The organism is Haemophilus sputorum CCUG 13788, assembly GCF_000238795.1.
GTDB classification, from domain to species: domain Bacteria; phylum Pseudomonadota; class Gammaproteobacteria; order Enterobacterales; family Pasteurellaceae; genus Haemophilus_A; species Haemophilus_A sputorum.
This window is the reverse complement of the sequence record NZ_AFNK01000078.1, coordinates 75,479-84,464: the sequence shown is the minus strand read 5'-3', so window position 1 is coordinate 84,464 and position 8,986 is coordinate 75,479. Positions and strand designations below refer to the sequence as shown.

The window sequence follows — 8,986 nt, the reverse complement described above, 5'->3', positions numbered from 1 at the left end:
AAAAGATGTTAAATTAGATATTCAGTTTTTAAAGCTCGTTCATCATGATGATATAGCTCCTCTCTTTACTTCTCACATTCCTTTTATTATTTGCTTTTCAATAGCAGACTTTTCCGTTATTCTTTCAGCCATAGTGATTAACTGATAGATTAAATTCGTTTTGCAACTTTCCCTGCCGATTTTACAAATTGATGAAGATACCTTCGAGAATTTTTATACTGAAAATAATGAAGGATTATTAGCTTCTCTACGTCAGAATTTTGTTGAAGTTCAACAACCTTTTTTCTATATTTGGGGTGGTTCGAATTCGGGTAAAACACATCTATTAAAAGCCATCAGCAACCATTATCTGTTAAATGAACAGAGTGCAAGTTACATTCCATTAAGTAAAAGTCAGTATTTCTCGCCTTTAGTATTAGACAATGCAGATAAATTAGACGTAGTCTGTATTGATGATTTAGAGCTAGTTGCTGGTAATGACGAATGGGAGTTAGCCCTTTTTAATCTATTTAATCAAATTAGAGAACAACAAAGTTTGTTTCATAATGGAAATAAGACTTTGTTGATCATTTCTGCGAATTGCCCCCCTCATCAGCTTCAAATAAAATTACCAGATTTGCGTTCTCGTTTAACATGGGGAGAGGTTTATCATCTTCCTGATCTTAATGATGAACAAAAACGCGTAATCTTACAGCGAGCAGCTTATAGTAAAGGGCTAGAATTAACTGAAGAAGTAGCAAACTTTCTTCTTAAACATCTGGATAGAGACCTAAAATCTCTGTTAGAAGTACTGGCTCAGCTTGATCAGGCTTCTCTCCAAGCACAGCGAAAATTAACGCTGCCTTTTGTTAAAGAAACCTTACAGTTATAAGTAGGTTGATTCCCATCAAAATTTGCAAAGAAAAGCTAAAAATAGACCGCTTGTGACTCACAAATTTGCCCTTTTCAGCTACATGATTTTAAGCGCTTATGCTAAACTGCCTACTTTAAATTTTGCATTAACGAATAAGAATATGAACCGACTTGAGCTTAATAACATTGCATGTGAAAGAGGTGAGAATCGCCTGTTTGAAGGCTGCTCCGCTTCAATTTGCAGTGGAGAGTGGATTCAAATAGAAGGTCATAATGGCATTGGTAAAACGAGCTTATTACGCATTTTAGCTGGTCTTGCTTTGCCTGCTGAAGGACAAGTGCTTTGGAATGGCATACCTATTCATCAAGATAGAGAGGCCTATTATTCAGAATTGTTCTATTTAGGGCATCATGCGGGTGTGAAGCCTGAATTAACCCCATGGGAGAATTTACGCTTTTATCAGAAGATACAAGGTTCAGATTTAGGTGATGAAACCTTGTGGGCAGCTTTAGATAAAGTCGCACTTATTGGGCGAGAAGATTTACCTTGTTCTCATCTTTCTGCAGGGCAACAAAGACGAGTGGCGTTAGCAAAATTATGGCTGACTAAACAAAAACTTTGGATTTTAGATGAACCCTTCACCGCTATTGATAAAAAAGGTGTCGCTTCATTGATTAGTCATATTGAGCAACATTGTGCTAATGAAGGCATGGTGATATTTACTAGCCATCAAACAGCACAAAGTGAAAAAGTTAAGATTCTTTCATTAGATCAATTTAAATTATGATTTTATTTACGATTATTCGTCGAGAACTTGCTATCGCCTTTCGTAAGCCAGCGGAAATTTTAAATCCGCTGTGGTTCTTTTTGATGATTATTACGCTTTTTCCATTGTTAATGGGGCCGAATCCTGAACTACTAGGTAAAATCGCTCCAGGTATTGGATGGGTAGCGGCATTGTTGTCTGCATTGCTTTCATTTGAACGTTTGTTTAAAGACGATTATTTAGATGGTTCACTAGAACAATTGATGTTATTACCTGTTGGTTTGCCTCAAGTCGCCTTAGCGAAGGTGCTTGCACATTGGTTGTTAACTGGATTGCCTCTGATTCTGCTTTCACCAATAGCAGCGGTTTTACTTTCATTAGAGATGCATGTTTGGTGGGCTTTAGTTCTGACTTTATTGCTAGGCACACCTATTTTAAGCTGTTTAGGAGCGATTGGGGTCGCTTTAACGGTTGGATTACGAAAAGGTGGCACTTTGCTAAGTTTATTGATTTTGCCACTGTTTTTACCAGTTCTTATTTTTGCTGCAGCGGTGTTAGAAGCGGCAACATTGAATATGGGATATAGCGGGCAGTTAGCAATTATTGGCGCAATATTAGCAATTACGCTTACTTTCTCGCCTTTTGCGATTGCTGGTGCGTTGCGTATTAGCTTGCAGTAGTCAAACAAGCGGTTATTTTTTTCTAATTTCTTACCAATTTGGAGTTTATTTTCTATGTGGAAATTTCTGCATCCTTATGCGAAACCTGAAACACAGTATCGCTTATTAGGAAAAATCCAACCAACACTTGGCTGGTTAAGCCTAATTTTATTAGTCGTTGGATTTATTTGGGGCTTGGCTTTTGCACCAAAAGATTATCAGCAAGGTGATAGCTACCGTATTATTTTTATTCATGTGCCAGCAGCAATTTGGTCAATGGGCGTGTACGGGTCGATGGCATTAGCAGGGCTAGTGGCATTAGTATGGCAAATTCGCCAAGCTAATTTAGCGATGATTTCCATGGCACCTATCGGACTGGTTTTTGCGTTTATTTCGTTAGCAACCGGTGCAATTTGGGGCAAACCAATGTGGGGAACTTGGTGGGTATGGGATGCTCGCTTAACCTCTGCTTTAGTGCTCTTTTTCTTATATATTGGTGTGATGGCGCTATATTCAGCTTTCCAAGATAAACAAACCGGCGCGAAAGCAGCGGGCGTATTATCGGTGGTTGGTGTGATTAACTTGCCAATTATCCACTTCTCGGTCGAATGGTGGAATACGCTTCATCAAGGTGCAACCATTACTAAATTAGATAAGCCATCAATGGCTGTTGAAATGCTTATTCCGTTATTACTCGCAATTTTCGGTAGCTTACTATTTACCGCGTGGTTTAGTATTTGGCGTTATCGTATTGCTTTATTAAATGATGAATATAAACGTCCTTGGGTTAAAGCGTTAGTGAATACAAAATAGGAGCACTGAATGAATTTATCTTTTCAATTTGAAAGCCTTGGCGATTTTTTCGCAATGGGGAATTATGGCTTTTATGTATGGCTCTCTTACGGCGTTTCTATTGCGGCGATGATTGGGCTAATTATTTATTCTCGCCGTGAGCAGCAACAAATTCTGCATAAAGCGAAGCGTGAAGTTCAACGAGAAGCGCAGCAGAAAAAATAACAAAGCAAGCGGTTCATTTTGGTGAAATTTTTGCAAAATCACCTTAATGTCTCATTGTGAGGAAATATGAGAACCACAAAATTATCTGCTCTATTCGCGAGTGTTATTTTACTCAGCGCTTGTCAAACAAGCACGCCACCAATGCCACCTGAAAATACAGGGCATTGGGCCAAGGTTGTTGATAAATCTGTGAATCTTTATCAGGTTGATAAAAAACTCTTTCGAAGTGAACAGCTTAGCGCAAAAGATTACCCGTTACTTAAGCAGCATGATGTTCGCACGATTGTGAACCTACGCTTTTTTGACCGTAATGATGATCAGGAAGCATTTGGTGAAACTGGCATCAAGTTGGTGAATACGCCGTTAATTTCATGGTCGATTAGCCCACAAGAAGTAGCAGATGTCTTGTGGCAAATTCGCCAAGCGCAACAAACAGGAGGGGTCTTGGTGCATTGCTATCATGGTGCAGATCGTACTGGTTTAATTTCAGCGATGTATCGGGTGATTTATCAAAAATGGCCTTTAGCAGAAGCCAAACGAGAGATGATGCAAGGGCCTTATGGTTTTCATTCGATTTGGCAAAATATGCCTAATTTCTTCACAGATGAAAATGTTCAAGCAATTCAACAGCGCTTGGATGAATTAGCTAAAAAATAACCGTTTAATCTGTTTTCAAGCGGTCGAATTTTGTAAAAGTTTTGCAAAATTCGACCGCTTTTTCTTTGCCCATTAAATTAATTTTTTTTAATCAGTAAAACTGCTTGCCCCACTGGGAATGAACCGATAAAATTTCTTACTTTGTGAGGAACTTTTCCTCCCTAAATAAACTCTTTTTTATTATTCACTATCTATCGAGAACCGACATGCAAAGCGCAGATCATCAACATATTACCGTTTTATTACATGAAGCTGTTGAAGGCTTAGCAATTAAAGAAAATGGTATTTATATTGATGGCACTTTTGGGCGTGGTGGCCATTCTAGACTAATCCTTTCTAAATTAGGTGAACAAGGCAGATTGATCGCAACCGATCGCGATCCGCGTGCTATTGCGCAAGCAAATACGATTGAAGATGCACGCTTTGAAATTCACCATACGGCTTTTTCTGCAATTCCAGAGGTTTGCCAGTCACTTGGCTTAATGGGCAAAATTGATGGCATTCTATTGGATCTTGGTGTTTCTTCACCGCAATTAGATGATGCAGAACGTGGCTTTAGTTTTATGCGCGATGGGCCATTAGATATGCGTATGGATACCACAAAAGGGATTTCTGCTGCAGAGTGGTTAGATCAGGTTTCTATTGAAGATTTGACTTGGGTATTAAAAGAATTTGGTGAAGAGCGTTTTGCTAAGCGTATTGCAACTGCGATTGTGAATTTCAATCGTACAAGCGGTCAAAAAATTACCCGAACTTTGCAATTAGCGCAAATCATTAGTGATGCAGTGCCGTTTAAAGATAAACATAAACATCCGGCAACCCGTAGTTTCCAAGCGATTCGTATTTTTATCAATAGCGAATTAGAAGAGCTTGCGCAAGCATTACAATCTGCTATCGAAGTACTCGCGCCTCAAGGTCGGTTATCTATCATTAGCTTCCATTCGCTTGAAGATCGAATGGTTAAGCAATTCATTAAGAAAAATAGTAAAGGAAAAGAAGTGCCGCGTGGTTTACCGATTTTAGAAAGTGAACTGAATAAAGATATTCCCTTAAAAGCGATTGGCAAGGCAATTATGCCAAGTGAAGAAGAAATTCGTGAGAATCCGCGTTCACGTAGTGCGGTGTTAAGAGTGGCTGAGAAAAGATAAGTTGAGGACTGTATGTTAAACCGTGAACGTTATCCCTTATTTCAAATCATCAGTGATGATTTTATCAACCACAATAAGCTCCCAGTGTTATTGTTACTTGGTATTGTTTTTACTGCTATTGGCACAGTTTGGGTTACTCATCAAACGCGCTTATTAACGGCAGAACAAGGGCAATATATTCAGGCAAATCGTAAATTGGATAATCAATATATCCATTTACAATTAGAAGAAAACTCTAAAAGCCAAAAAGCGCGGGTAGAGGCGGCTGCAAAAACTTTTGGATTGCAATCCATTCAAAAAGAGCAAGAAGTGATTCTTGTAGAATAATTATATCGAAAGAGAACACATAGATTCATGGCAAAGTTAGTCAAATTAAAACGTAAGGCTCAATCGCAAGGCACAGCAAAAAATGCGCCTGAAATGCAACCGGCACCGAGCTATTTATATAAACGCTTTGGTACGGTCGCTTTAGTGATGGTTGCCATGCTCTCAGGGCTAGTTTGGAAAGTCGCCGATATTCAGATTTTTGATTCTGAGCGTTTAATTGAAGAAGCTAATAACCGCTCATTACGTACTAAAGAATTACCATTTACACGTGGTCGTATTTTAGATCGCGATGGACGTTTTTTGTCTATTAGTGTGCCAGTTTATTCGATTACGATAGATCCGCGAGAGTATTTTGATAGCAAAGTAAAACGCACTTCAGAAAGTTGGAAAGCTTTAGCGATTGAAACGGGTAGCTCAAAAAGTAAAATTGAAAAAAGTGTCTCTAATTTCTTAGAACGAAAAAATAAATCAACAGAAAAAGTCGATTTTGATCCTCGGGCGATTTTAAATAGCCAAGATGCAAAATATTGGGATTTACTCGCAGACGTTTCTGGTATTGAAAAAAGTTTGTTGATTGAAAAGGTTCGAAGCAATCCAAATTCAGCATTTGTACAATTAGATAATGAGCAAGCAAAAGTTGAGCGAGAAAAATGGCAAGCGTTAGCCAAAGCCACCAACATAAAATATAACGATTTAATGGATCGTCTTTATAAATCTGCTCGTCTGCGTTTTCTTTACCTCTCTCGCCATGAATCAGAAGCGATTGCGCGCTATGCACAAGAACTCAAACTTGATGGTATTGTGCTTAAAGCTGAATCTCGCCGAATGTATCCTTTGGCAGAAGAAGCGTCACAGCTTATTGGTTTTACCGATGTAGATGATATTCATGGTAGTGAAGGGATAGAGCGTAGCTTTGATTCTTTACTCATCGGAAAAAATGGTCGTCAGGTCATTCGAAAAGATGCTCGTGGTAATGTCATTGAAAATATTCGTGATGAAAAACAATATGATCCACAAGATGTTGTATTGAGTATTGATGAAGAATTGCAATCCATGGTCTATGGAGAAATTAAAAAAGCGGTGCAGGAAAATAATGCGGAATCTGGCACTGCAGTGTTAGTGGATGTGCAAACGGGCGAAGTGTTAGCGATGGCAAATGCGCCGTCATTTAACCCAAATAAGCGTGATAGTTTCCGCCCAGAATTGATGCGTAACCGTGCTATTACCGATACCTTTGAACCGGGTTCCACCGTTAAACCTTTAGTCGTACTGACGGCGCTACAAAATGGTGCGACTTATCGCGGTGAAATTATTAACACTCGCCCATTCACGGTTAACGGACATACTATCAGAGACGTTGCGCCAAGAGAAAGCTTATCTCTTACAGGTATTTTACAAAAATCTAGTAACATCGGGGTGAGCCGTTTGGCTTTACGGATGCCTTCTACTGCATTAGTGGATACTTACAGTAAAGTGGGTTTTGGTAAAGATACAGGCTTAGGGCTTGGTGAACAGCGCGGAACGAATGGTGATCGTAAACGCTGGTCCGATATTGAACGGGCAACGATGGCATACGGTTATGGATTGAATGTAACACCACTACAGTTAGCACGTGCTTACGCAACTTTAGGCAGCTTTGGTATTTATCGTCCACTTTCGATTACTCGGGTTGACCCTCCAGTCATTGGTGAGCGTGTATTACCTGAAAAAACAACGCGTGAAGTTGTGCATATGATGGAAAGTGTTGCACAAAAGGGCGAAGGCGGACAACAAGCGATGATCGATGGCTATCGCGTAGCGGTTAAAACGGGTACAGCACGTAAGCTCGAAAAAGGGCAATACGTTGAGAAATACTTAGCTTATACCGCAGGTTTAGCACCAGCGAGTAACCCTCGTTTTGCTTTAGTGGTACTGATCAACGAACCTAAAGCAGGCAAATACTATGGGGGGGCGGTTTCTGCTCCGTTATTCTCAAAAATTATGGGTTACACCTTAAAAGCAAAAAATATCAAACCGGATAATTTAGAAAACAGCGAACATCATCCGGTGACGCAATAGGGCTTACTTTATGAACCGTTTAATTTCCATTTTTCAAACATTAGCGACTAAGCTGCCAAACATTCAATTAAATCAAATGACGCTAGATAGCCGTAAAGTGGGCAAAAACGATGTTTTTGTTGCTTTAAAAGGCCATAGCGTAGATGGCAGAAATTTTATTCCTAAAGCCATTGAGCAAGGGGCTGCGTTAGTCTTAGCTGAAGCCGAAGCTGATGTACAAGCGGTAGAAATTGCAAAAGATTTTACAAATTCGACCGCTTGCGTGTTGAATGTGCCCAATTTAGCAAAAAAACTTTCTGAAATTGCTGGAACATTTTATGGCAATCCAAGCGAAAAATTGACGTTAGCGGGCATTACCGGCACAAATGGCAAAACGACAACAGCCCAGCTGTTAGCGCAATGGCATAATTTACTGGGTGGCAAATCTGCTGTAATGGGGACAATTGGTAATGGCTTATTTGGGCAAGTTCAAGAAGCGGCTAACACCACAGGTTCTGCAGTTGAAATTCAACAAAATCTTGCAAACTTTATTGCGCTTGGTGCTGATTTTTGTGCGATGGAAGTGAGTTCTCACGGTTTAGTGCAGTATCGCGCGGAAGCATTACAATTTGATTTGGCAATGTTTACCAATTTAAGTCGAGACCACCTTGATTATCATCACACAATGGAAGAGTACGCTGCGGCAAAATTCCGCTTGTTTAGTGAGCTTAATACTAAGGCTAAGGTGTTAAACGCCGATGATGAAATGGGTGCAGATTGGTTAGCCAAATTGTCTGATGCCGTTGCAGTAAGCGTAAATCCTGATTTTCAAACTTCACACCGATATGTTAAAGCGACTCGTGTCGCGTTTACCTTACAAGGTGCGACCATTGAATTTGAATCAAGCTGGGGCAATGGCACTTTACATAGCCAGTTAATTGGGGCATTTAATGTCGCCAATTTACTGCTCGCGTTAGCTGGCTTGTTAGTGCTTGGACATGATTTGCAAAAATTAGTTGAAACCGCACCGCTTCTTAAAGGCGTGGCTGGAAGAATGGAGTGTGTGACTGCGGAAAATCGCCCGCTGGTGTTGGTTGATTATGCTCACACGCCTGATGCTTTAGAAAAAGCATTACAAGCTGCACGACTTCACGCTGAAGGCGAACTCTATTGTATTTTTGGCTGTGGTGGCGATCGTGATGCAGGTAAGCGTCCAATGATGGCAAAAATTGCTGAACAGCTTGCAGATCGTGTGATTGCGACAGATGATAATCCGCGTACTGAAGATAATCAGAAAATTATGGCAGATATTCTTAAGGGCTTTGAGAATGTTGGTATTGTTCAAGTCATTCATGATCGCGAACAAGCGATTAAAACTGCCATTCTGCAAGCGAAACCGCAAGATGTGATTTTAATCGCTGGCAAAGGACATGAAGATTATCAAATTATTGGCACGACCAAGCATCATTTTTCAGATCAGGAAGTGGCTAGAAAGTATTTGTAGGGAGATCCCCCTCTTTAG

10 protein-coding genes are annotated in these 8,986 nt (G+C 40.0%); all 10 read left to right on the top strand.

Features of this window, described 5'->3' with window-relative positions:
* The first annotated feature begins 160 nt into the window (after positions 1-160).
* The 10 genes from hda (at position 161) to murE (ending at position 8,968) form a co-directional block, all read left to right on the top strand.
* The gene (gene hda, locus HSP_RS0109550) at positions 161-871 is read left to right on the top strand and encodes a DnaA regulatory inactivator Hda (protein ID WP_007526315.1); all 711 of its coding nucleotides are present in this window, start codon (positions 161-163) and stop codon (positions 869-871) included.
* Positions 872-1,013: 142 nt separating this feature from the next.
* Positions 1,014-1,640, top strand: a complete 627-nt coding sequence (gene ccmA, locus HSP_RS0109545; RefSeq protein ID WP_029495394.1) for a cytochrome c biogenesis heme-transporting ATPase CcmA — start codon at positions 1,014-1,016, stop codon at positions 1,638-1,640.
* Positions 1,637-2,299, top strand: a complete 663-nt coding sequence (gene ccmB / locus HSP_RS0109540; protein WP_007526407.1) for a heme exporter protein CcmB — start codon at positions 1,637-1,639, stop codon at positions 2,297-2,299. Before ccmA ends, ccmB begins: the two co-directional genes overlap by 4 nt.
* Before the next feature lie 54 nt (positions 2,300-2,353).
* On the top strand, positions 2,354-3,091 hold the full coding sequence (locus HSP_RS0109535; RefSeq protein ID WP_007526394.1) for a heme ABC transporter permease: 738 nt from the start codon (positions 2,354-2,356) through the stop codon (positions 3,089-3,091).
* 9 nt (positions 3,092-3,100) lie between these two features.
* Entirely contained in the window at positions 3,101-3,295 is a 195-nt protein-coding gene (gene ccmD, locus HSP_RS0109530; RefSeq protein ID WP_007526332.1) for a heme exporter protein CcmD, read from the top strand.
* Positions 3,296-3,361: 66 nt separating this feature from the next.
* Entirely contained in the window at positions 3,362-3,952 is a 591-nt protein-coding gene (locus HSP_RS0109525; RefSeq protein WP_007526384.1) for a tyrosine-protein phosphatase, read from the top strand.
* A gap of 206 nt (positions 3,953-4,158) precedes the next feature.
* Positions 4,159-5,100 carry a 16S rRNA (cytosine(1402)-N(4))-methyltransferase RsmH gene (gene rsmH, locus HSP_RS0109520; protein WP_010129970.1) on the top strand — a complete coding sequence of 314 codons (942 nt, stop codon included), beginning with the start codon at positions 4,159-4,161 and terminating at the stop codon, positions 5,098-5,100.
* 12 nt (positions 5,101-5,112) lie between these two features.
* Positions 5,113-5,427, top strand: coding sequence for a cell division protein FtsL (gene ftsL, locus HSP_RS0109515; protein WP_007526290.1), 315 nt, complete (start codon positions 5,113-5,115; stop codon positions 5,425-5,427).
* Positions 5,428-5,454: 27 nt separating this feature from the next.
* On the top strand, positions 5,455-7,485 hold the full coding sequence (locus HSP_RS0109510; RefSeq protein WP_007526319.1) for a penicillin-binding transpeptidase domain-containing protein: 2,031 nt from the start codon (positions 5,455-5,457) through the stop codon (positions 7,483-7,485).
* Between the two features lie 10 nt (positions 7,486-7,495).
* A complete protein-coding gene (murE, locus tag HSP_RS0109505; protein WP_007526388.1) occupies positions 7,496-8,968 on the top strand; it encodes a UDP-N-acetylmuramoyl-L-alanyl-D-glutamate--2,6-diaminopimelate ligase in 1,473 nt (490 codons plus the stop codon).
* The last annotated feature ends 18 nt before the right edge of the window (positions 8,969-8,986 follow it).